Below are 25,654 nucleotides of genomic sequence, written 5' to 3' on the forward strand. Positions count from 1 at the left end.
GGGACTCACCGCACCGACGTCTCCTGCGCCGCGGGCTCTTTCCGGACCGCGGTCAGTGAGCGCAGCGTGAGAGCGGCGATCCCCGACAGCACCACCATGACGATGCCGTAGTAGACGATCGCATCGGACGCGACCCAGATCGTGCCGAATGCGCCGGCGACGACGGCGCCCACGGTGACACCCCCGACTTCCTGGGCCATCCAGATCCCGTTGACCCGGCCGAGCAGGGGACCGGGGGTGTGGTGCTGGATGATGGCGTAACGCAGTACTTCCTGGATCGCCTCGATGAACCCGATGACCACCAGCAGCGCCAGCGCCAGCCAGATGATCGGCGCGAGACCGAAGAGGATCTGGACCACGAAGGTCAGCGTCAGCGCGCTCACGAGGACAACGCCGGGTCGCTGTATCGCCGACAGCCAGCCGCTGGTCAGCGCAGCGACCATGGCGCCTGCCGCGACGGCCGCGTAGAGGAGGCCGGTGGCGCGCGCGTCACTGTCGAAACGTTCGGCAACCAGGGCGGGGAGCAGCGCGACGATACCCGCTCCCAACATGGCGAGCACGCCCACGATCATCACGCCGGCGACGACTCGTTGTTCGACGATGAACCGCACCAGGGATGTCTTCGCCTGCGGTGCTGCGGATCTTCCTGCCTGCGGTGGGGATGTCGTCGCCTGCGGCGTGGTGGCTTCCGTACCGGTCGGCTTCGGCGGGGTGTGGCCGACCACCGGGGCGGTCGGCGGCATCGACGGCAGGCCGATCAGGATCAGGACGGTGGTGGTCGCCAGGCATGCGGCGATCACATAGGCCCATTCGACGCCGGCGCCCGCGATGATGAAGCCGGCGATACCGGGCGACACGGCGGAGCCGATCCGCACGGTCAATGCACTCAACGCACCGACGGCCACCAACTGATCGCGGGGGATGAGGGTCGGTACGGCTGCCATCAACGCCGAGGTCGACAACGCGCCGATCAGTCCGTCGATCCCGGCCAGACCGTAGAGGACCGCGACCGACGGCGTCCCGGCGATCAGACCGAACGCGTTGATCGCCAGACCCGCGAACGAGAGTGCCGCCCCGGATCGACCGATCAGGATCAGCCGTTTGCGGTCGAACCTGTCGGCGAGCGATCCGCCCACCAGCATCCCGACGAAAGTCGTGATACCGGTGACCGCGGTGGCCGCACCGACCTGTGCCGACGACTTCGTCAGGTCGTACATCTGCACCGGCACCGACACAAGCAGCAGACCGATACCGATCAGCGAGATGAGTCGCGCGACGAAGATCCGCCGGAACGGGGCGCTCTCGCGAAGTGGTGAGATGTCGATGAGTAGGGAACGTGCCGTGCTCAAGGGGTGATGCCTCCCAGCTGTCCGGAGTCGGTGCCGGCGTTCGGCTCGGTGCCGGCCGACTGTTCGCTGCCATCGGCGTCGCCGTCGGCGAGGTCACGGAGTACCGCGACCCACCGGTCGGCGAGCGCGACGACCGTCTCGTGTGTGATGAGGCCGGGCTGGTAGGTCCAGCTCGCCTGCATCCGGGTGCCGTCGGTGCCGTCGAGTGTGGTCACGTCGACGACGAGCCCGTGGCCGGCGGGCATGGCCTCGTCCGGTCCGATCTCGGCCGATTCCGGTGCCATGCCCCAGTCGCCGAACCCGAAGGAACGGTACCGGCCCAGATAGTTGAACTCGATGGCCGCGCCGGGCAGCTCCTGCTGATCGAGATACCGCAGCAGGCCGTAGCCGATGCCGCCGTCGGGCAGGCCGCCACGCTGTGCGGTGAGGGCCCGTACCTGTTCCCGGGGCGATCCACCGTCACCGACCCGCACGGGGTGCACGGCGGTGAACCATCCGACCGTGCCGTTCAGGTCGGCGCCGGGCACGAGATGCTCCTCGCGGCCGTGCCCTTCGAGGTCGACGAGCGTCGGAACGCCGGCGGCGACGCCGAACGCACCGAGCAGCACATCGTCGACGGCGGCGTCGAGGGCCGCCGGCACCGGTCCGAGAAGACGCTCGGCGACCTCGACGTCGATCTCGACCCGATGCCGCTGCGCCGTACCCTGCAGGTCGACCGCGGGGTCGAGCGGCCGGGTGAACAGTGCGTCGGCCGACTGTGCCGCCTCGCCCAGCAGGTCCTGCCACATGGGCAGTTCCGCCGACCGATCGAGCGCGACCAGTGCGCGTGCCCACGACGCGAATGCGGTGGGCGCGACGGGCAGCGAGACCTGGTCGGTCCCATCGCGCAGCTGGCTGTAGATCGCCACCAGCTCCGGTACGAGCGTGCGCCAGGAGACGCCGTCGACGACGAGGTGATGCACGACCACCAACAGACGCCCGGGTTCCTCCCGGCCGCGGTCGACCCAGACCACCGATGCCATCACGCCGGCCTCCGGATCCAGGCGCGCGCGGGCGCGTCGTGCGACGGCGGTGATGTCGTCGTCGGTCTCACGGATCAGGAGGGCCCCGGCCACGGATTCCGGTACCTCGAAGCGCCACGGTCCGTCGTCGGCGACGAGCCTCGCCCGCAACATGTGGTGGCGGGCAACGAGCTTCGCCAGTGTCGCCCGCAACACCTCCAGGTCGAGGTCGGCGGGCACGGTGAGCAGGGCCGACTGGTGGAAACCGCGGATGAGATCGACCGGTCTGCCCCCGTGGACCGCGGTGCCCTCGGTGCCCGCCCCCGCGTGGCGGACGAGCTCCTCGAGCCACCGGACGATGGGCGTGGCGGGGACCGCACCCGAGGAGATCTCCGGCAGGGCAGGCGTCGCGGCGGCGTCGGACGGACTGTCGAGTGTCTGCGCCAGTTCGCCTGCGGTCCGGCCGGTCATGACGTCGCGTGGCGACACCACGAACCCCTCGGCGCGCAACCGCGCCACGAGCTGCATCGCCACGATGCTGTCACCGCCGAGCTCACCGAAATCCTCGTCGAGTCCGACCCGCTCGCGCGGTAGGCCGAGGACGTCTGCGATCGCATGGCAGATCTGCTGCTGCACAGTCGTTTCCACCGTGCGTACAGAGCTCTCGAATCCGGGTTCGGGAAGTGCGCGTCGGTCTATCTTGCCGTTGGCGAGTGTGGGGAACTCCTCGAGCACCACCACCACCGACGGCACCATGTAGTCCGGCAGCGCACCGCGGACCGCGGCGCGCACCGCAGAAGCTTCGGGTCGCTCAGCGGAACCGGGGTCGACAGCATCGGTCACGGCATGACCGACGACGTAGCCGACCAGTCGTCCGGACTTCGCCACGGCGAGTGCGGTGTGCACCCCGGGCACGGCTGCGAGCGCGGCCTCGACCTCCCCGAGTTCGACTCGGAAACCACGGATCTTCACCTGATCGTCGCCGCGCCCGCGGTACTCGAGGTTGCCGTCGCCGTGCCGCCGTACGGTGTCGCCGGTTCGGTACATGCGTGAACCGTCTGCCGAGAACGGATCTGCGACAAAGCGTTCCGAGGTCAGGTCGCCTCGACCGAGATAACCGCGCGCGAGTCCGGCCCCGGACAGGTACAACTCGCCGTCGACGCCGTCGGGCACGGGCAGTAGCGCAGCGTCGAGCACGTACGCCCGGGCGCCGTCCACCGGTGAGCCGATGACGGGACGCTCGGCGTCGGACGCACGGGCGACCAGGGCGTCGACCGTGGCCTCCGTGGGCCCGTACAGGTTGTAGGCCTCGGAGTCGGTGAGCGACCGGAACTCCCGCCACTGGGCATCGGGGACGGCCTCGCCACCGAAACCGATGGCCGCCATCGAGCGTTCGGCCCCGTCGAGCCGGCGCAGGTGCGACGGCGTCAACTCGAGGAAATCCCATGCCTCCGAGAGCAACTGGGCGGCCAGCGCCTGGGCATCGCGCTGTGTGTCGTCATCGACGATGCTCACCTCATGACCGTCGAGCAGCCACAGCTGGGGTTGCCACGAGGCGTCGAACGCCAGGGACCAGGCATGACCGATGCGAAGGCGGTCGCGTCCCGTGCGGGCCTTCGTCGGCTCGTGCAGCATCCGCCGGTGACTCGCGAACAGATTCGACAGTCCGCGATGCGGGACGACGACACCCTTGGGTACGCCGGTGGAGCCAGACGTGAAGATCACGTAGGCGGGATGGTCGGGACGCAGGGTGCGGACACGTCGGATCGGGGGCACGGGGGTGTCGACGGGTGCGAGCAGCGGATCGTCCGGCGAGTCGAGGACGAGGCGGGGACGCGCAGCGCTCAGCATCGACGTCACCCGCTCGGCCGGTGAATCCGGTTCGATCGGCAGATAGGCGGCCCCGGAGTACAACACCGCGAAGATGGTCTCGAGCGCAGCGACCGAACGGGGGAGCTGGACGACGACCACATCCTCGGGACCGACCCCGGCCTCGACGAGACGTGCCGCGACACCGCGGACCCGGGTATCGAGCTCACCGAAGGTGCGGGTGCCGTCGGGACCGCGCAACGCCGGGGCATCGGCGTCCCGTGCGACCACTGCATCGAAGAGATCCCCGAAGGTGGCCGGTTCCGAGCCGGGCCGGAACCGGATCCGGCGTTCGTCCGGAGTCCGTACATCGAGCTCGCGGAGCGCTGCGTCGGGCCGGCCCGCCATGAACTCCAGGATCGTGACGAGCCGCTGCGCCATGGCCTCGACGGTGGGACGGTTGAACAGATCGGTGCTGTACTCGATCACACCACCGATCCGTGTGGCGCCGGTCGTGTTGTCCTCGGTGAAGTCGAACGACAGGTCGAACTTGGCGGTCGTCGGCCGTCCGGGTCCGCCGTCGGTGGAGTCGAGATCGGGCAGCCGCCCGTCGACGTAGACGACCATGGTCTGGAACAGCGGGTTGAGCGCCGCGGACCGCGAGACCGACACCGTCTCCACGACCTGCTCGAACGGGATGTCCCGATGGTCGAATGCCGCGAGATCGGTGGCACGGACGCGAGCCAGGAGTTCGCGAGGGGTCGGGTTGCCCGACACATCGGTGCGCAGCACCAGGGTGTTCAGGAAGAAGCCGACGAGGCGGTCGAGCCGGGGATCGGTGCGGATCGTCACCGGCGTGCCGAGCGGGATGTCCGATCCGCCGCCCAGCCGCGACAGCAGGAGCGCCACCGCCGCCTGCATCAGCATGAACATCGAGGTTCCCGAATCATCCGCCAGGACCCGCAGACGTCGTCCCAGCTCGGGCTCGAGAAGCACGAAGACACCGTCACCGCGACCGGTCGGGCGGGGTGGACGAGGACGGTCGTACGGGAGTGTGAGCTCGTCGGGTATCCCGGTCAGTTCGTCGCGCCAGTAGGCGAGCTGACGCTCACGCCGGTCTCCGGCAACGACCTCCCGCTGCCAGGCCGCAAAATCCGAGTACTGCAGCGGCAAGGCGTCCCACTGCGGTTCACGACCGGACAGTCGAGCGGCATAGGCGATCTCGAGGTCGGCGCGCAATGGTGCCGCCGACCACTCATCGGTCGCGATGTGATGGATGGTCACCACCGCGACGTCCTCGGTTGCCGTGACACGGATCGGGATCTCCGTGGCGAGGTCGAAGGCGTGGCCGGCGCCGGCGAACAGTTCCTCGCCGTCGGCGGCGTCGACGACGACCACCTGCGGCCGGTCGACGATCTCCGGGACGCCGTCGGGATATCGGGTCCGCAGTATCGCGTGTCGGCCGACGACATCGGCGACCGCCGCACGCAAGACGTCGCGATCGATCTGCGCCGTACCCGTGGGTCCGCCCGGACGCCACAGCATCGGCACGTTGTAGGTCGCCGACGGCCCCGACACCGCGTGCAGGGTGAGCATCTGTTCCTGCCCGAACGACAGGACGCCGGTGTCGTCGGGCCGGCGAAGCAGTTCGACGACGTCGGTGGGTTCGATCGCATGATCGCCTGATTCGAGGTGATCCGCGAGCCCTGCGACGGTCGGATGGTCGAACAGGACGCGCACACCGATGTCGTAGCCGAGGGTCGCGCGCACGAGGTTGGCGACCTTGATCGCGAGCAGCGAGTGTCCGCCCAGTGAGAAGAAGTTCGCGTCCACATCGAGCACCGGTGCTCCGAGCGCGACACCGAAGATCTCGGCGAGGTCCGACTCGAGAGTGGTCCGCGGCGACACACCGCCGTCAGAACCCCGGGCGGGCATCGGCAGGGCTCGGCGGTCGAGCTTGCCGGTGTGGTTGAGCGGCAACGCGTCCAGCACCACGATGGGCGCCGGGATCATGTAGGCGGGAAGTGTCGCGCTCAGACCGGTCGCGATGGCCTCGGCGAGTTCGTCGTACGTGGCGGCGACGGTCGGCTCCGCGGCGACCCAGGCGACGAGCCGGTCGCCGTCGACGGCCACCGCGGCGCCGGACACACCGGGCAGCGTCCGGATGGCCGTCTCGATCTCGCCGAGCTCGACCCGGTTGCCGCGCACCTTGACCTGGGCGTCCGATCGTCCGACGTACTCGAGCAGTCCGTCGCGTCGCCGCACCAGGTCGCCGGTGCGATAGACCCGTGCGCCGGGGATCTCTCCGGTCGGGTCGGCGATGAAGGCCGACGCGGTGAGTCCGGGGCGCGCGAGATATCCACGGGCGAGGGATGTCCCACGCACATGGAGTTCGCCGACGGTCCCGTCGGACACTCGTCTCAGAGAGGTGTCGAGGACCAGCAGGTCGGTCCCGGCGATCGGGCGTCCGATCGGGACCGTTCGCGTGGTGGTCGACGGCTGTGCGGTGTGGTCGGTGACGACCACGGTGGTCTCCGTGGGGCCGTAGGCATTGATCAGATGCAGGTCCGGCGATCCGGCCCGGACGCGGTCTGCGAGATCGGTGGTCAGGGCCTCACCACCGGCGATGATCTGTCGCAGGCCGGGTACGGAGCCCAGATGCGGGACGAACTCCTCCAGGAGGGAGGGCACGAACACGGCTGTCGTCACGTCGTGTGCGGCGATGATCTCCGCCTGGCGTCGGGGGTCACGCTGGGCGCCGGGCTCGGCGACGAGTCCGGAGGCGCCACAGACGAACGGCAGCAACAGTTCCCACACGGCTCCGTCGAAGCCCACCGGAGTCTTGACCAGGATCGTGTCTCCGGGCCCGGGGGTACCGCCCGGCATGGTCTCCCGCCGCCAGCGCAGCACGTTGACGACGTTGCGATGACTGACGACGACGCCCTTGGGCCGCCCGGTCGATCCCGATGTGTAGATGACGTAGGCCGCGTTGTCGGGCGTCGGGCCGTCGGAATGGGGATCGGCGCCCGTGCCGACGACCGGATCGGGGGCCGACGACAGTTCGGTGACGACGTCGTCGCTCAGCGTGATCGTCGGGACGTCCGCGGGCACCGACAGCGCCGTCGCCGACATGTCGCCGATGATGGCGGCCGGCCGGCTGTCGTCGATCATGAGCGCGATCCGATCGGCGGGGAGATCGGTGTCGACGGGTAGGTAGGCGGCCCCGCTGTACAGGACCCCCTGCAGCGCCACCAGTTGACCGACGCTGCGATCCATGACGACGGCGACGATGTCATCGGGTCCGATACCGTGGTCACGCAGCGTGGACGCGACGCTGGTCGCTGCCCGCTCGAGGGCACCGTAGCTCAGTGAGCGACCTGTGGTGTCGCGCAGGGCGATCTGATCGTGGTGTGTCGACGCGGCGTCGCGGAGCAGATCGACGAGGGTGGTACCGGGGGCAGCATCCGTCTGCTCCGGTCCGCGTTCGCCCACGCGCACGGCGTCGAGTTCCGCGTCGTCGAGCATGGTGATGGTGTCGACGCGGACCTGAGGGTCGAGCGCCACCGCGCTGAGCACGCGACGAAGCTGATCGAGCATCGAGCGGGCGGTGCCGGCGTCGAACATGTCGGTGGCGTATTCGAGACCGATGGTCAGTTCGCCGGTGGCCGTGATGTCGACAAAGGTGAAGGCGAGGTCGAACTTCGCCTGCGCTGCCGCGAGAGGCTCGAATGTGGCCGGTGCGCCGAGGAATTCGCCCGGGACGGCGTCGAGCGGAAGGTATCCGACAGTGACCTGGAACAGCGGGTTGCGTGCTCGTACCCGTTCGGGGGCCAGCCGTTCGACGATCTGCTGGAACGGGACGTCGGCGTGGTCGAACGCCGCCAGATCCAGTGTCCGGACGCGATCGAGGAGTTCGTCGAACCGCGGGCGGCCACCGACGTCGGTCCGCAGCACCTGGGTGCCGACGAAGAACCCGACGAGATCGTCGAGAGCCGGATCCGTCCGGCCGGACACCGGTGTGCCCAGCGGGATGTCGTCGCCGGCGCCGGCACGGTGGAGCATGGTGGCGACCGCTGCCTGTACGAGCATGAACATGCTCGCCCGGCGGGACCGGGCGATCTCGTGCAGCCGTGCCCGGCTCGTCGCGTCGACGGTGATCGTCTCGGTGGCCGCGGGGCCGGGGGAACCGGCCGGTCGGGGCCGGTCGCGGGGCAGCAGGAGCTCCTCCGGCAGATCGGCCAGCGTGTCCTGCCAGAAGTCCAGTTGAGCGGCGCCCTGGTCGAGAACACGCCGTTGCTGCCAGATCGCGTAGTCGGCGTACTGCACCCGTAGCGGTGTGAAATCCGGTGACATCCCGGCGATCCGGGCCGCATACGCGATCGTCAGATCGGTCAGCAGCGGACGGTCCGACCATTCGTCGGTGGCGATGTGATGCAGTGCGATGGTGAGCACACAGGTCGCGAAATCGGTTTGTCCACCGGTGATCTCGTCCAGGCGGATTCGGATCGGCGGTTCCGTCCGAAGATCGAACGGTCGGGTGAGGGTCCGGCGTGCCCGCTCGGTCACCGTGGCCACGACGGCCTGCTCGTCCGCGTACGCGGCGCTGTCGATCGCACCGAACTCGACGACCTCGGGGATCTCCTCGACTGCGAGGACACGCTGCGCGGGTTCACCGGCGGCGTTCTCGTCGATGACGGTCCGCAGACTCTCGTGACGGGTCAGCAGGTCGCGGACCGCCGTGCGCAGGGCCGTACCGTCCACGGCCGCCCGCAGCCGGACCACGTGCCCGTAGTGATAGGAGACGTCGGCGGGGTCCAGTGCATGCAGCACCCACAGCCGCTCCTGTGCGGGCGACAACGGAATCCGGTCCGGTCGCGGACCGGCCTGGATGTCGGTGGCCGAACCGGTCATGCGCGCGCGCAGGGCCAACTCGGCGGGGGTCCGGGCCTCGAAGAGATCTCGGATGGCGACCTCGGCGCCGAGTTCGGTGCGCAACGCGGCCGCGAGTTTCATCGCCGCCATCGAATGTCCACCGAGTTCGAAGAAGTCGTCGTCGACGCCCACGGCACAGACCGGTGTTCCGGCGTCGTCCTTCTGCTCGGCGATGCCGAGCACGTCGGCGAAGATCGCACACAGGTGGCGCTCGAGGTCGGTCTCGGGAGCCCGGCGCGTGCCGGTGCGTTCGGGCTGCGGCAGCGCAGCCAGGTCGAGCTTGCCGTTGACCGTCATCGGGAACGCGTCGACGGCGGCGAACAGCGTCGGCACCATGAAGTCGGGGAGTCGGGTCGCGAGCCTGCGCCGGATGTCGGCGAAGTCCGGGGTCGATCCCGATTCGGTCGGGATGACGTAGGCGACAAGACGTTTGACGTCCGGAGCGGACGGATCCGCGGTGGCCACCACCGCCGAGGACGCGATCTCCGGAAAGGCGGTCAGCGCCGCGTCGATCTCGCCGAGTTCGACCCGGTGTCCCCGCACCTTGACCTGGTCGTCGGTGCGGCCCAGGAAGTCCAGATTGCCGTCGTCGCGGACCTTCATGAGGTCGCCGGTGCGGTAGAGACGACCGCCGACGGCGAACGGATCGGCGACGAACCGTTCGGCAGTGAGATCCGGCCTGCCGAGGTAGCCGCGGGCCGAACCCGCTCCGCTGATGTACAGTTCGCCGGCGATCCCGGCCGGTACCGGCCGCAGCCAGGGATCGAGCAGGTGCGCGGTGGTGTTCCAGATGGGTGTCCCCACCGAGGACGAGGGGGACTCCTCGGTGCCGATGCCGAGAGTGTTGATGGTGTACTCGGTCGGTCCGTACAGGTTGTACCCGAAGGTGTGTGGGTGTTCGCGCAGACGGGTCCAGACCGGTTCGGACACCGCCTCGCCCCCGAGCAACACCAGGGGTGGGACGTGCTCGCCGTCGAGCAGGCCGTCGGCGAACAGTTGCGCCGCATAGGTCGGGGTGACATTGATGACGTCGATCCGGTGGTCGAGACAGTAGGCGACCAATGCTGCCGAGTCCCGTCGCAGATCCTCGTCGCAGACGTGCACCTCGTGACCCTCGACGAGCCAGAGGAGTTCCTCCCACGACATGTCGAAGGCAAAGGAGACGGTGTGCGCGATGCGAAGACGTCCGTCGACACCGGCTCGCCGGGCCATCGCGATCGCGGGCTCGAAGACCTTCTCCCGATGATTGAGTTGCATGTTCGTCAGTCCGCGATACGGGGTGATCACGCCCTTGGGCCTGCCCGTCGACCCCGACGTGTAGATGACGTAGGCCGGGGAGTCCGGATCGACCGGCGGCGCGGTCCATTCCGGCCCGGTCGGTGCCGGCGGGTCATCCACCGTCATGATGGTGATCGCGCGACCGTGGAAGCGGTCGGCGACCGACGAGTGGGTGAGGATCAGCGACGGCGCGGCGTCATCGATGATCGCGTGCAGGCGGTCGTCAGGGTGATCGAGCTCGAGCGGCAGGTAGGCGCCGCCGGCGCGCAGGATCGCGAACAATGCGACGACGGTCTCGATGCTCCGCGGAATGGCCAGGGCCACGATCGATTCGGCGCCGACGCCGTGGTCGTGCAGGACGTGGGCGAGGCGATCGACATCGGACTCGAGTTCGGCATAGGTGCGACGACGCTCGTCGGACACGAGGGCGTCGGCATCGGGGATGAGTGCCGCGCGTTGCGCGAGCAGCTCGGACACGGTCGTCCGTGGGAGCGTGTGCACCGGGCCGACGAGGGGGAGATCCGTGGGCAGACCGGAGTCCAGGGACGCCACCGGCTGTGTCAGCCGTCGCCCGATGTCGGCGAGGAGGTGCCGAAACCGGCGTACGACACCGTCAGCCGTGTCGTCGCTGATCAGGTCGTCGCGATACTCCAGCCGGAAGCGGATCGACACCCCCGGGGTGACCACGAGTGCGAGGGGATAGTGGGTGTGGTCGAGGCTGCCCTCGCCGATGAGACCGTGCAGCTGCGACTGGTTCCGCTCCTCCTCTTCGGTGCGGAAGTTCTGCAGGACGTACAGCACGTCGAACAGCACGGGGTGGCCGGTCTCCTGTTGCAGCCGGGCCAGCCCGATGTGGTCGTGAGACATCAGGGTGACGCGGTCGGCCTGGGACCGACGGAGGAGATCACCGACGATCTCCTCGGGCCGCAGCACCGTCCGGACGGGCACGGTGTTGAGGAACAGGCCGATCACCGTGTCGATTCCCGGGACCTCCGTCGGTCGACCGGCGACGGTGGAACCGAACGCGACGTCGGTGCGGCCGAGCGCCCGGGACAGGGTCAGTGTCAAAGCCGTCGACACGATCGTGTTGAGCGTGACGCCTGCCGTGCGGGCGTCGTCGCGCAGGCGCGCGGACAACTCGTCGCCGAGATCCACCTCGATGCGCCGTGGCGCGCGGGGGGTGAGACCGACGGAGCGAGGGGCGACGAGTGCGGGCTCGTCGTAGCCGGCCAGATGATCGCGCCAGGCGGCGATGGAGTCCGCGTCGTCGGTGCGGTCGATCCACGCCAGGTAGTCGCGCAGCGAGGCCTCGCGCGCCGGCACGGGTGTGCCGTGCAGGTGCGCGAGCAGTCGCGAGACGAACAGTCCGCCGGACCAGCCGTCCCACAACAGGAATCGGCGGTTGACGACCAGCCTGTCGTGCCCCCCGGGCAGCCGGATCAGCGTCATCCGCCACAACGGTGCTCGCTCCAGCGCGAAGGGCACGGTGCGGTCGGCGGCGAGGACCGCCGCGATCCGCTCGTCGATGGCGAGACCGTCCGACACCGCGGGAGCGGTGTCGGCGAGATCGATGATCGCGAGTTCCGGTTCGACGGTCGTCATGATCAGCTGGAGCGGCCGTCCGTCGTGTTCGATGAACGCCGCACGCAGTTCCGGATTGGTGCGCTGCAACTCGGTCGCCGCCGCCCGGAGCGCGTCGGCATCGATCCGATGGCCGAAGTCCAACCAGAACTGTGCGGTGTAGATGTCCGCATCCGAGTCGACTCTGGCCTGGTAGTAGAGGCCCTCTTGCAACGGTGCCAGGGGCCACACGTCGTCGATGTCGCCGTACCGGGCGCGCAGTGCCGTCATCGCCTGCTCGTCCACCGGCACCAGCCGGGTGTCGGCCTCGAGCGCGACCGCGGCGGCGATCGCCTCGGCGACGGACTCGGCGGCGTCCACCCGCGCCGGATCGACGCCGACGTCGACCGCCCATCCGTTGTCCGATCGGACGACCGTCACGGTCAGGGCGTGATCGGTGGGCAGGCCGAGATCGCCGATGAGGACAGATGGTTCCACGATGTCCCCGCTCGCGGTGGCGGCCGTGATCGCTGCGCCGATCTGCGGCGACAGATGCCGCAGCACATCGAACGCGGGACCGGGGATCGCCTCGAGAACGGGATCATCGGTGCGAAGGCGCGCCGGCGAGAGGGCCTGCAGCGGACCCGTCGTGCGTTCGGCGCCGATCGGGCGGAGGTCGACGACCACATCGACGAGCAACTCGTCGGGCATCCGAGCGCCGAAGACCTCGGCGAGGGCGCGCACGACGACCTGTGCCAGCGCGGCGGGTGCGGCCGGGCCCGGGCGATGGTCGGGCGGCGTCGCGACGTCCACCCGATGGAAGATTCGGCCCGTGCCGGGATCCTCCGTCGGGACCGGCAGTTCGGCTCCGGGCGCGAGGATCTCGAGCCATCGCGGCAACGACGACGGATCCGCCGCGGTGGCGCTCAGATCGGCGGCGACGTCTGCGAGGGTGCGCCGCGTCGGTTCGATCTCGATGTGCCGGCCGACGGCGAGATCGTCCAGAGCGGTCTGCAGATCCGACGAGATCACCTCGGCGGAGTGAGGATCGATCAGCGCGGCGTCGGCGGCGATGGTGAGCTCGCCGGTCGACGGCTCGAAGATCGCCCCCGACTGCGGTGCACCGGGGCGCGGGTCCGTGCTCACGGCCGGCCGGGCCTGTCCGGCAGACAGAGTGGACAGCATCCACAGGACGGGGACCGGACGCTCGAGCGTCGTTCGCAGTGCCCCATGCCGGTCCACGATGGCGTCCACGATCGATCGGACCTCGTCGACCGGCGTGCCCGGTGCAGCCCGGGCGTGCAGCAGGCGCGGTGGCAACCCGGTGGGGTCGACACCGGCCACGCGGAGACGATGCAACGCCGGCGTCAGGGCCGACGGACCACCCGCGGCGTCGTCGCAGTCCTCGCGGTCATGGTCGGCGGTCGTGTCGTCGCCGAGGACCTGCAGTCTCGCCCGCGGTCGCGCGGCGAGCGTCCGGAGGAATGCTGCGAGGTCGTGGGCGAGAGCGGTCACCTCGGGTCCGACCGACTCGACGCCCCGCAGCACGACCTCGGCAGGACGGTCCTTGCGGCGCAGCTGGATCTGGATCTCGACATCCGACACCGGCCCGGACGCCAGCGCGTGTGCGGTGAGGACATGTCCACCGATCATCTGCCGCGACGTGTTCGACATGACGTTCACGCCGAGTCCGAACATCCGATACGGGGCCGTCCCGGCGGCTGCGTCGGATCGGCCGGCGATGGTCAGTGCGCGACCGAGGTCCTCGCCACGGAACCGGCTGTGGGCGATGAGCGAGAACAGGGTGGAATCGACCCGGCGGGCGACGTCGGCGAGGTTGTCGCGTCCGTACGCCCGGACGCGCAAGGGCAGCACGCTGGTCACCATGGACGGAGCGGTTCGCATCGCCCGGTCGAGGCGCCCGGTGACGGGCAGAGCGAGAGTGAGATCGTCACGCCCCGTCCGGGTCTGGGCGAAGGCGGTGACCGCGGCGATCATCAGCACCGCGGGGCGCACACCGATCTCGGAGGCCAGCGCACGCAGCGGCACGAGGTCGGACACCGGCAGCTCGAACCGCGCGTGGACATGGCCCTTGCCCGGCGGGAGTTCCGCGCCGAGCAGACGGACGGGCTCGGGGCGATCACCCATCCGGTCGATCCAGTACTTCTCGTCGTCGCGAAATCGCTCGCTCGACCGGTAGTCGGTCTCGGCGGCGGCGATCGTCGTCACGTCCCATGCCCGCGCGGTGGGCTTGCCGTCGTAGTACTCCTGGACGGCCTGCAGGAAATGGATCAGCCCGACGCCGTCACACACGAGGTGGTGGACCTTGAGGTAGATGACGATGTCGTCGTCGGAGACGCGCAGGATGGCGAACTGGGAAAGGGGACCGGCATGGATGTCCATCGGCTTGGCCATGTCCTCGGCCATCCACGCGTGGGCATCGCCCTCGCGCAGGTCGAGGAACGACAGCGTCCACCGGTCGGCGGGCAGCAGCCGCTGCCGCAGCTCGCCGCCGACGTCGACGAACACCGCACGCATCGCCTCTGCCGACTCGAGCGCCGCCGCCAGCGAGGTCTGCAGGCGGGCATGGTCGAGGTCGGCGGAGACCTCCGCGTAGAGACCCGTGTTGTAGAGGGTGGGGTCCGGTGCCACCTGCATCGCCAGATAGATGTCGCGCTGGCCCGCGAGGGTCGGCAGGGTGTGCAGGGAGGTCGAGGTCACGCGTGCGCTCCGGAATGGATCGGGGCCGACAGGGATTCGAGCGCGGCGCGCCATGCCTCGGCGAGGGCACGGACGGAGTCGGAGCTCAGGTGTTCGGGCAGGTGGGCAAAGGTGGCCGCCAGGACCGGGCCGTCGGCCTCATCGCGGCACACGATGTCGATCTCGAGAGGGTACCCACAACCGAGGTCGTCGTCGGGGGTGGCGGCCAGTGCCGTCGTCTCGGCCGCCGGCTGCCAGTCGACGCCGCCGCCGACCGAGAACCGGCCGAGATAGTTGATCAACACCGATGCGCGTGACAGGCCCGCCAACGCGGTCGACAATTGTGGGTTGAGGTAGCGAAGAATCCCGAAACCTGCACCCGCCGAGGGCATCTCGTTCCACAATCGTTCGGCGTCGGCGACTGCGGTCGACAGGTCGTGGCACGCCGGCAGGCGCAGGGGTGCAACGGTGGTGAACCATCCCACCGTGTGGGACAGATCGAGATCGCCGAGACCCGCACCCTCGGTGTCGCGACCGTGACGTTCGGTGTCGATCAACAGATCTGCGGTGTCGAACACCTGAGTCGCAGCCATGCGCAGCGCGCCGATGAAGACCGAGGTGATGCCCACGCCCAGTCGTGCCGGGATGTCGGCGATCAGTGCGGTGGTCGTCTCCGCGTCGAGGGTCACGACGTGGCGGCGCTGGTCTCCGACCTTTCCACCCGACGGCGGCACGCCGGGCTCCAGATCGGCCCCCGGGGCGAGGACCCCGGCCCAGTGCGCGGCCTCACCGAGCAATGCCGGATCCTCGGCGCGCGCGGCGACGGCGCCGGCGACGTCGTGCAGAGGGGTGCCGGTGAGCAGGGGGGAAGGCGCGAGTCCGGCCGCGGCGTCGGCGTGGAACGACGCCAGGTCGTCGAGCAGGATCCGGCGGGATACCCCGTCGACGGCCAGATGGTGGATGACGAGTACGAGGCGCCCCCGATCACCCGCTTGTGGTTCGAGGAAGGTGGCCGCCAGCATGATGCCGGTCGACGGATCGAGTCGTCCCGCCGCGCGATCGGATTCGATCCGCACCGCGGTGGTGACATCGTCGTGCGTGCCGCTCGGCACCACCTCGAGCACCTCGGCGGCGTCCACTGTGCCGGGCGGGCGGGCCTCAAGACTCCAGACGACGCCGGCGACGACGGTCAGCGTCATCCGCAGCGCCTCGTGGCTGTCGATGATCGACTGCAGCGCGGCTCGCAGCGACGCGCGGTCGGCACCGACGGGGGTGTCCACGACCAACGACTGATTGAACCGTGCGATCGGGCCCCCGAGCTCGCGTAGCCGGTGCACGACGGGAAGCAGGGGTACCGCCACCGCGTCGCGACGGGCCGAATCGGGTCCCTGTCGGGCTGTGTCGCCCTCCGCGCCGTTGTCGATCCACCGCGTGACGGCCGCGAGGCCTTCGATCGTGCGGTGGGTGAACACGTCTCGAGGCGTCAGCTGCAGTCCGCGCCTGCGGGCGCGATTGACCATCGTCGTCGAGACGATGCTGTCGCCGCCGAGTGCGAAGAAGTCGTCGTCGACGGACACCGCCGGGACGCCGTTCTCGTCGCGCCCGATCCCGAGGCTGTCGGCGAAGACGTCGGCGAGCGCGCGTTCGAGTTCGCTGGTGGGTGCGCGTCCGCCGACGCTGCTCAGGTCGGGATCGGGCAGCGCCGACGGGTCGGTCTTCCCGTTCACGGTCAGCGGGATGGCGTCGAGCACGACGACCGCCGCCGGCACCATGTGCTCGGGCAGCCGGCCCGCCGAGGCGGCGCGGACCGTCGCGGGATCGAGGCCATCACCCACGATGTACGCGAGTATCCGTTCGGCGCCGTCCGGCCCCGGTCTCGTGATCACCGCGACGTCGTCGACGCCGTCGAGAGCGGCGAGGGCAGAACGGATCTCGCCGAGCTCGATCCGGAAGCCACGGATCTTGACCTGGGTGTCGGATCGGCCCTCGTAGAGCAGCCGCCCGTCGGCAGTGCGGCGGAACAGGTCGCCGGTGCGATACCGGAGGCCACCGTGCGAGCCGGGATCCGCGACGAAACGGGACGCCGTGAGCGACGGACGATGCAGATATCCGCGCGCGACCTGGGGACCGGCGAGATACAGCTCGCCGGTCGCACCGTCAGGGACCGGGCGCAGATACTGGTCGAGCAGTTCACCGGAGAAGCCGGGCAGCAACGCACCGATGTCGCTGCCGGGTGCCGTGCGCGCGCTCTCGGTGTCGACGACGAGATGACTGGCGTGCACGGTGGTCTCGGTGATCCCGTACATGTTCACCGGCGTCACGTGCGGGTGGCGGGCCATGAACTCGGGCAATCGTCGCAGATCGAGGGCCTCGCCGCCGAAGATCACATACCGCAGTGCGGACAGGTCGACATCACCGGCTGTCCGGTCGGCGGCGTCGAGCGCGAAGAACGCCGACGGCGTCTGGCTGAGCACCGATACACGTTCGGCCGCGAGCAGGGCGCCGAACTCATCCGGTGCCCGTGTCACCGACCGATCCGGGATCACGATGCACGCGCCCGTCGACAGCGGACCCCACAATTCCCAGACCGAGAAGTCGAAGGCGTACGAGTGGAACATCGTCCACACGTCGTCGGCGGTCACGTCGAACAGTCCGGCGGTGGCGTCGAGCAGGGCCAGGACGTTGCCGTGGGTCACGCTGACACCCTTGGGACGTCCGGTCGATCCGGAGGTGAAGATGACGTAGGCGAGGTGGTCCGGGCCGACGTCCGGGAGTCTCGCCGGCCCGGTGCCGTCGGTGGCGGCTTCCGCGAGGTACCGCTCGTCCACGGTCAGGCGTGGGCGTGCGTCCTCGAGGATTCCGGTGACCCGGTCGACGGGGTGGTCGGGATCGATCGGCACGTAGGCGGCGCCGGCCCGCAGGATCGCCAGGAGGGCGATCACCAGATCGGCCGAGCGGGGCACCATGAGCGCGACGAGGTCGCCGGGCGCGACGCCGTCGGCGATCATTCGGTAGGCCAGTGCGGCACTGCGCCTGTCGATCTCGTCATAGGTGAGACGGTCGCCGCCCGCGACGACCGCCGTTCGTGTACCGAACTGCGCGAACGTGGCGGTCACGAGGTCGACGAGGCTGCGGTGCGTGCGCCCGGGACGCAGGTCGCCGCCGGCCGTCGCGACGGGCGTGGCGGGCAGACTCCGTGATCCGGCGAGTCGCAGGTCTGCCAGGCGCGTGCCGGGAGCACCGGCGAACAGGTCGAGGACCGCGAGGACACGGTCGGCGAGATCGTCCGCGGTACGGCGATCGAAGAGGTCGGTGGCGTATTCGAGACGCAACCGGATGCCGGAATCGTCCGCGAGCTCCGCGAATTCGAAGGTCAGGTCGAACTTCGAGGTGGTCGTCGGCACGAAGAGCGGTACGGCGTCGAGACCGTCGAACCGGGGCGCGACGATGGGATCCCGGTACTGCACCATCGTCTGGAACAACGGATGACGTGCCAGGGAGCGGTCCGGGGCGAGTTCGGTGACGACCTCGTCGAAGGGCACGTCCTGATGATCGTAGGCGGCGAGATCAGCGGACCGCACCCGCGCCAGGACCCCGGTGAGATCCGGGTTGCCGGACAGATCCGTGCGCAGGGTCAGTGTGTTGACGAACATGCCGATCATCCGGTCGGCGGCGGCGGCCGAACGCCCGGCCACAGGGGTCCCGACGACGATGTCCTGGCCGGCGCCGGATGCCGAGAGCGCCACGGCGACAGCGGCATGCGTGAGCATGAACATGGTCACGCCGTCGCCCCGTGCATGACTGCGCAGCCTCGACAGGCGGTCGGCGCCGACGACGCGCACGACCTCGTCACCGCCATGACCGCGGTCATGGCCACGCGGACGGTCCACGGGGAGATCGAGTTCCTCTGGCGCACCGGCCAACTCGCGGCGCCAGAACTCCAGCTGCGAGCGTGCGCGTGAGCCGGGTTCGTCGCTGCTGCCGAGGCGGCGCAGTTGCCACACGGTGTGATCGGCGAACTGGATCGGCGGTGGGGACACCTCGATGCCGTTGTAGCCCGCCGCGAGCTCCTCGAAGAGCCGACCGGCCGACCACTCGTCGGCGGCGATGTGATGCACGGTGATCAGCAGGGTCGACGTCGCCTGTCCTGGGTTCGCCGACTCTTCCGACGCCGCAGTGTGCAGCAGATCGGCACGCACGGGCAGGTCGGCGGCCAGATCGAACGGTCGCGCGATGAGGGCGTCGATCGCCGGAGTCGTGTCGGGTTCGCCGGCGATCTCGCCGACCATGATCTCGCCGAGTCCGAGATCGTCTGCGGCCGAGGGTGGATCGACGATCTGGGCACCGTCGACGATCCTGGTCCGCAGCGCCTCGTGACGACGCACGATCCCACGCAGTGCCGTCACGAGCCGGTCCCGATCCGGCTCGCCGGTCAGTCGGACGGCAAACGGAATGGTGTAGGCGGCGTCGTCGATCCCGCTCTGGAACCAGAGCCTGCGCTGCGCCGGCGAGAGGGGCAGCGGATCAGGTCGCACATCGAGGACGGTCGGCTCGTCCGGTGTCGAGGCACTGTCGGTCGTCGTGGTCGCCGTTGTCGCCGCGCCCGTCGCATCGGCGACGAGGTCGACGAGTTGTGACAACACGGGACGGTCGAAAACCTGGGCGACCGTGAGGACGGCGCCGGTGGCGACCCGGAGGCGGGTCAGCACCCGGGTCGCGGACAACGAGTGACCCCCGAGATCGAAGAAGTCGTCGTCGAGTCCGGGCTCCGGGACGCCGAGGACATCGGCCACGATGCCGACGACGTCACGTTCGAGATCGGTCGTGGGCAGCCGTCGTTCGGTCCGGCGGACGGTGTCGGGTGTGGGGAGCCTGCGGCGGTCGATCTTTCCGCCGGGCGTCAGCGGCAGGGTGTCGAGCCGAGTCCACGTCGACGGCACCATGTGGCCGGGTAGACGCTCGCGGAGTCGGTCGGTGATGTCGGGGATGTCGGCGGTGCCGGTGAGGTAGGCGTCGAGCCGGACGACCCCCTCGCCTCGCCCGTCCGCGGGCCTGCCCGCGACGACGACGGCGGCATCGACGCCGTCGACGGCGACGAGCGCCGACTCGACCTCGCCGAGTTCCACGCGGTGACCGCGGATCTTCACCTGGTCGTCGCTGCGGCCGAGCAGCCGCAGCGTTCCGTCTCCGTCGAGGACGGCGCGATCCCCGGAGCGATACATGCGTGCGCCGGAACCGTCCGCGGCCGCGACGAATCGGGCGGCCGTCTGATCCGGACGACGGTGATAGCCGCGGGCGAGTTGGACACCGGCGACATAGAGTTCCCCGGGTACACCGGGCGGCACCGGCCGCAGGCGGCGGTCGAGCACCCACAACCGGGCCCCGGGTACGGCCGTGCCGATGTGCACCGGGCCGGTGACGACACCGGTGGCCACGTCTCCCGCGACCTCCGAGGACCCATACGAGTTCACGATCGTGTCCGCGGATGCGTGCAAACGCTCGATGACGGAGGGCGGCAACGGTTCTCCGGAGACGATCCAGCGGTGTGGTCGCAATGGCCCCGTGGTCGCCTCGGCCGCATCGACCATCGCGAGCGCGAGCGAGGGGACCGCCGTGATCTGGTCGGCACCACAGGCGGCGGCGAGCTCCGCGAGCTGCCCGGCGTCCCGCGCGGCCGTGTCGTCGGCGAGGACGACCGTCGCCCCGGCCGCGAGTGCGCCGAACAGTTCGGTGGTGCCGTCGATGAACGCGAACGAGCTCTTGGCGAGCACGGTGGTGCCGTCCCACTGCCGTGCGGCCCAGCCGATCCGGTTCGCGAGGGCGCCGGCCGTGCCGACGACACCCTTGGGGACGCCGGTCGAGCCGGAGGTGTAGACGAGGTAGGCGGCGGCGTCGGGGTGGACGGCGGCGACGGGCAGAGTCGAGGTGTCGGCGGTCGTCTCCGCGACGATGTCGGCGAGCGCGGCGTCGTCGACGAGCAGGTCCGGATTCGCATCGGCCAGCATGACGGCGACGCGGTCGGCCGGATACGTGGGATCGATGGGCAGATAGGCGGCTCCGGCACGCGTGATGGCCACCAGCATGGCCACTGCCTCCGGGCTGCGACGCACGGCGAGCGCGACCACCGACTCGTCGCGAATACCGCGACGGTGCAGTGCGGCCGCGAATCGGGCTGTCATGGCGTCGAATTCGCGATAGCCGAGCCGGGTGTCACCGGCGATCACGGCGAGCCGCCGGCCGGTCCGCGCGGCTGTCTCGGCGATCTGTTCGGCGACCGGGTGGAAGGGGAGTGCCGGTACCGGATCATCCTGCCCGATGGCGGGGAGCTTCGTGGTCGCGTCGTCGGCGTGGAGGTCATCGCGGTGTGAGTCGACCCGGGGCAGTCGACCCACCGGCACGTCGACACCGTCGGCGAGCGTCTGGAGCAGGGCGACCAGTGCATCGAGAAGCCGGGGGTCGGCACCGCGGCGTTCGAACACCACCCGGACCTGCGGATCGTCCTCGACGATGAGGGTTGCCGGATACGAGTTCTCGTCATCGATGACGGGTCGGACCCCGCCCCGCGGGAAACTCTCGAACACCACGACGGAGTCGAACAATTCGCCCATACCCATCGCCGACTGGATGTCGCCGAGCGGTGTGTGGTGATGATCGAGGAGCGCGAGTTGCTCGCGCTGCACGCGGGTGAGCAGCCCGGTCGGTGTCTCCGTCGGGTCCAGCCGGATGCGGACCGGGACGGTGTTGATGAGCATCCCGACCATCTCGTCCACACCCGGGACCGCCGGATGACGACCGGAGACCACGGCGCCGAAGACCACGTCGTCGCTGTCGGTCAGATCGGCCAGGACCAGTGCCCAACTCACCTGGATCAGGGTGTTCAGCGTCGCACCGGAACGGTGGGCGAGAGCGCGCAGCGCCGACGACTGTTCGGTGGAGAGCCGATGGTCGGTCCATCGTGACCGGACCGGATCGTCCGACAGGGCTCCGCCTGACAGTGGTCCTCCCGAGACCGGTCGATCGGTGTGCCGGTCGACGGTTGGCACCCGGGTGGGGCCACGGAGGTCGGCCAGGGCCCGGGTCCAGACCTCGGTGTCGGTGGGACGTGCTGTCAGCCAGTCCAGGAATGTGCTGATCGGTTGCGCGGGTGGCAGTTCGACGCCGCGGAGGACGCCGACGATCTCGTCGAGGACGCGATGGATCGACCACCCGTCCACGGCGACGTGGTGTGCGACCATCACCAGGGTGGAGGTGGATGGCCGCTCGGACGTCCGCTCCGTCACGAGGACGAACCGCACCGGCGGTGGCGACGTGAGGGACACCCCTTGCGTCCGTTGGTCCGCGTGTACCGCGGCGATGTCCGACGGACCGTCGAACTCGAGGTGAGCGAACGGGACCGTGACCTCGGCATGAACCCGCGCGACGGGCTGCCCGGTGCGGCGACGGGTGTACGAGGTCCTCAGGGAGGCGTGGCGCCCGACGACGGTGTCGATCGCACGGCGCACGGCGTCGGCGTCGAGCCCGGCCGCGGGTCCGAGGTCGAGATCGGCCAGGATCAGGTAGGGGTCGGTCTCGCCGACCGCGCGGGGTCGCGTCGAGTGATAGACGATCGCCTCTTGCAGGGGCGTCAGGGGCAGGATGTCGTCGAGGCCCCCCTCACGCGCGGCACTCACAGCAGGTTCCCGTCCATCAGTTCGTCCATCTCATCGGAATCGATTCCCGCAGTGGTCATCCGGTCGCTTACGCCGGGGGTCGGGTCCACGGTGGCCGGGGCCGATGCGACAGGACCGGCGACCGGACCGTCGACCGGACGCGCACGGGTCGCGAGCGCAGCGACGGTCGGACCGTCGAAGACGTCGAGAACGGTGATCCCCAGTCCCCGGCGGGCCGCGCCGGCGACGAGTCGTACCGCGCTGATGCTGTCACCGCCCAGGTGGAAGAAGTTCTCGTCGATCCCGACGCGAGGGAGCCGCAGGACCGCGGCGTACACGTCGGCCAACGCATGTTCGGCGGGCGTACGCGGCGCCCGGCCGTGACCGGCACGGGCGGCGAAGTCGGGTGCGGGCAGAGCCCGGCGATCGACCTTCCCGTTGGGCGTGAGGGGCAGGACGGGCACCACGACGACTGCCGCGGGCACCATGTAGTCGGGCAGCCGCGATGCCACATGGTCGAGGAGCGCGAACACATCGACCGTCGCGTCGTCGGCCGGGACGACGTGCGCGATCAACCGTCCGTCGATCGTCGAGGCGACCGCGTGTGCGACCGAAACATGATCGGCAAGTGTGCTTTCGATGTCGCCGAGTTCGATCCGGAAACCCCGGACCTTGACCTGGTGATCGATCCGACCGAGGCACTCCAGCGTCCCGTCGGCGTCCGTTCGCGCGAGGTCGCCGGTGCGATACATCCGTGCACCCGGTCGGCCGAAAGGATCAGCGACGAACCGCTGGGCCGTCAGCGCGGTGAGTCCGCGATAGCCGCGGGCGAGTCCGTCGCCGCTGAGGTAGAGCTCGCCGATCCGCCCCTGCGCCACGGGATTCAACGCGGCATCGAGAATCCGCACGCCGGTGTTGTCGACGGGTGCGCCGATCCGGATCCCGGCGGCGTCGACGGGAGCGGTCGTCGACCAGATCGTCGTCTCCGTCGGGCCGTACATGTTGCGCACGGACCGCGCGCATGCGACGAGACCATCGGCCACCGCGCGCGGGAGCTGTTCGCCGCCGACGAGGACGTCGACGCCGGTCAGCGCACTGCCGTGGCCGCTGTCGAGGACCGCGGACCAGAGTGACGGTGTCGCCTGCATCAGGTCGACGTCGTGGCGTCCGATGAGCGCGGCCAGGCGCGCAGGGTCGTGGACCTCCTCGGTCGTCGCCAGGACGACCGACGACCCCGCGGCGAGCGGGACGAGGGTCTCCAGGATCGAGATGTCGAACGAGATGGTCGTCACCGCGAGCATCGTCCGGCCGATGTGCAGATCCAGCCGGCGGATCATGGCCCCGGTGAAGTTCTGCAAGGCACCGTGGCCGACGACGACACCCTTCGGTGTACCGGTCGACCCCGATGTGTAGATGAGGTAGGCGGGCGAGTGTGCAGACGGGACGGGGTGTGCGCCGGGCCGGTGTTCGTTCGTGACCCGATGTCGCCGGATGGTGGGGCCGTCGTCGCCGGTCACGATCGTGGCCACCGGCCGCGCGTCGTCGAGCGTTGCCCGGAGGCGGTCGTCGGGGAAGCCTGGATCCAGCGGCAGAAACGCTGCACCACGGCGCAACACGGCGAGCAGGGCCACGATCAGGTCGACGCTGCGCGGGAGTGCGACCGCCACCACGTCCTCGGCATCACACGGGCCGAGTCGCTCGGCGAGGATGTCGACTCGCCGTCGCAGCTCGGCGAACGTCACGAGTTCCTCTCCGCAGGCGACGGCACCGAGGTGTCCGGGCTGACGGAGGACCCGGTCGACGAGAGGAGTCGGGTCGATCGCGGTCTGCGCCCGGTCGTCGGCCGCGCGGATCGCCATTCGTCGTGCGTCGCGACCGTCGGCATCGATCGCCGCGATCGGTCGCCCGTCGTCGGACATCGCGATCGCGACCAAGTCACCGAGCCCGCGGGCGATCTGCTCGAGCCGATCCCGGTCGTACAGAGCGGTATCCGCGTCGAGGACCAGCTCGAGATCCCCGGCCTCCGAACCGCCCAGGTCGAGGGCGGTGACGGACATGTCCACCACCGGACCGCGGGCGAGGGAGATGACCCGCGCCGTCGTCGACCCGAAACCGATCGTGGAGCCGAACGGCTTGATGTTGACCGTCGGTCCGACCGCGCCGTCGACGCCGATGTGCCGGAGGTCGCGCACGATGTCCTCGCCGCGATAGCGCGCGTGCCCGGTGACCGTGCGTAGTCGGGCCGACACCCGATCGGAGATGTCGCCGACGGTGTCGCTGTGCCGGACCTCGACGCGCAGCGGGATCACGTTCACCGTCGAGCACGGGACATTGGCCGCCGGCGAACCGAGCCGGTTCATCATCGGAAAACCGAGTACGACGTCGTGCGTCTCGGCCTCCCTCGCACAGAAGGCGGCGATCGCCGCAGTGAGCCGGGCCGGTGAGCGGGTGATCGCACCCGCGCGCGGAACGACGGTGCGGACGGTGTGGACCGCGGCGGCCAGGCGATGCGTGCGAGGGCGATTCGAGAGTGTGAGTTGTCCGGTGACACCGGACAACTCGGACGACCAGAAGTCGCGATCGGAATCCGGCGCGACGTCGAAGTCGGCCGGCAGCGTGGTGATCGATCGCAGGACACGATCGTCGTCCGGGTCGGCGTACACCGCGGCGATGCGCCGGCCGATCAGGCCCAGACCGTACGCGTCGAGAACGATGTGATGCGCGATCAGCAGCAACGCGGTACGGCCACCGGAGGTCAGCACGGTGATCGAGGCGCACGGCCCGGCAGCGGGATCGATCACCGAGCGGACGGCGGCCCGAGCATGGCGGTCCAGTGCGTCCTCGCCCCTGCCATCAGGGACACCATCATCGGCGACACCATCATCGGGGTCACCGTCAGCCGGGATCTCGAGCCGGGTCACCGGGATCGCATCGCCGATCTGAACGGTGACGTCGCCGTCGGCGTCCGCGCGGAATCGACTACGGAGACCGTCGGACTCGTCGGCGACACGGCGGGCGGCGGCCAGGAGTCGCGCCGGGTCGGGCTCGATGTCGAATCGGAGCAGCTGACCGACGGTGAAGGCCGGCGACGTGGGCAGGACCGACTGGGCGAACCACAATCCGCGCTGCGCTGCAGACGCCCGCATCACGGTCGCGAACCCGCGACACGACGAAACAGATCGCTGGGGAGTTCACGACGGACGATGCGCACGGTAGCTTAGCCTACCCAACCTTGTTGGTCCGGCCGAATCCGGCGCGGCCCGGGTCGACGGGCGGGGGCTGCCCGACCATCGGTCGCAAAGCAAGGTTAGGCTAAGTAAGGTTACTGTGCTCCGTCAGCGTCGGTCCATCGCACTCGCGCGACGTCTGTCGGGGG

At 69.8% G+C, this 25,654-nt stretch carries 4 protein-coding genes; all 4 read right to left on the reverse strand.

Going from position 1 to position 25,654, the window contains the following annotated elements; genetic code table 11:
- Positions 1-5 precede the first annotated feature (5 nt).
- From EEB19_RS01330 to EEB19_RS01345, 4 genes are read right to left on the reverse strand one after another with little or no spacing between them, the layout of a single operon-like run.
- Entirely contained in the window at positions 6-1,349 is a 1,344-nt protein-coding gene (locus EEB19_RS01330; protein WP_187582421.1) for an MFS transporter, read from the reverse strand.
- Positions 1,346-14,650: a non-ribosomal peptide synthetase gene (locus tag EEB19_RS01335; RefSeq protein WP_262365360.1), complete on the reverse strand. Its 13,305-nt coding sequence runs from the start codon at positions 14,648-14,650 to the stop codon at positions 1,346-1,348. Before EEB19_RS01335 ends, EEB19_RS01330 begins: the two co-directional genes overlap by 4 nt.
- The gene (locus EEB19_RS01340; RefSeq protein WP_187582423.1) at positions 14,647-22,299 is read right to left on the reverse strand and encodes a non-ribosomal peptide synthetase; all 7,653 of its coding nucleotides are present in this window, start codon (positions 22,297-22,299) and stop codon (positions 14,647-14,649) included. The genes EEB19_RS01335 and EEB19_RS01340 overlap by 4 nt, the downstream gene beginning before the upstream one ends.
- A complete protein-coding gene (locus EEB19_RS01345) occupies positions 22,296-25,424 on the reverse strand; it encodes a non-ribosomal peptide synthetase (RefSeq protein WP_187583063.1) in 3,129 nt (1,042 codons plus the stop codon). The genes EEB19_RS01340 and EEB19_RS01345 overlap by 4 nt, the downstream gene beginning before the upstream one ends.
- Positions 25,425-25,654: the final 230 nt, after the last annotated feature.

Origin of the sequence: Gordonia sp. OPL2, assembly GCF_003797825.1 — a bacterium.
Lineage (GTDB): Bacteria > Actinomycetota > Actinomycetes > Mycobacteriales > Mycobacteriaceae > Gordonia.